Source organism: Ochrobactrum sp. SFR4 (assembly GCF_019730395.1).
Lineage (GTDB): Bacteria > Pseudomonadota > Alphaproteobacteria > Rhizobiales > Rhizobiaceae > Pseudochrobactrum.
The window spans coordinates 1-440 of the sequence record NZ_JAAPBB010000219.1 but is presented as its reverse complement, the minus strand read 5'-3'; the positions used below and the strand labels follow the sequence as shown (position 1 = coordinate 440).

Sequence of the window (440 nt, the reverse complement as noted above, 5' to 3'; positions counted from 1 at the left end):
TGGCGTGTTCCGGGGAAAACGGTCGGTCTAGGCGCAATCTCCGCTACAGGCATGAAGCCGCTCTATGACGGAAAACGTCTCTGGAAATGGTCAGGGGCGGCTTACATGGCGCAACCGATTCCACAAGATCAGCAAGAGCGCACCCCAACCGAGGACGAACTGAAGGCCGCAACGTAAGCCCTGAAAGAGCGCTTCCAAGGCGGTTCTGATGAGCTGGTGCCGCCAAATGTGGCCTCCATCGACGTTGATCTGAAGGATGGCAAGGAAGTCGCGATAATCGTCACCTCTGACTACTACTGCGGAAATTCTGCCTGCCCTGTGGTGTTTCTCGATGGGGTTAAAAAGCTCATCGACATTCTAGAAGCATGGGGACCGGATTTTGCGGTTTCCGATCAGCGCGATGATAACGATCGGCATCTGATCGAAGTCGCGACACAAAA

General features: G+C 54.5%; 1 protein-coding gene. It reads left to right on the top strand.

Annotated elements, in window-relative coordinates; genetic code table 11:
• Positions 1–228: 228 nt before the first annotated feature.
• The coding region (locus HBA93_RS18695; protein WP_221724298.1) for a hypothetical protein at positions 229–440 on the top strand (212 nt) is incomplete at its 3' end.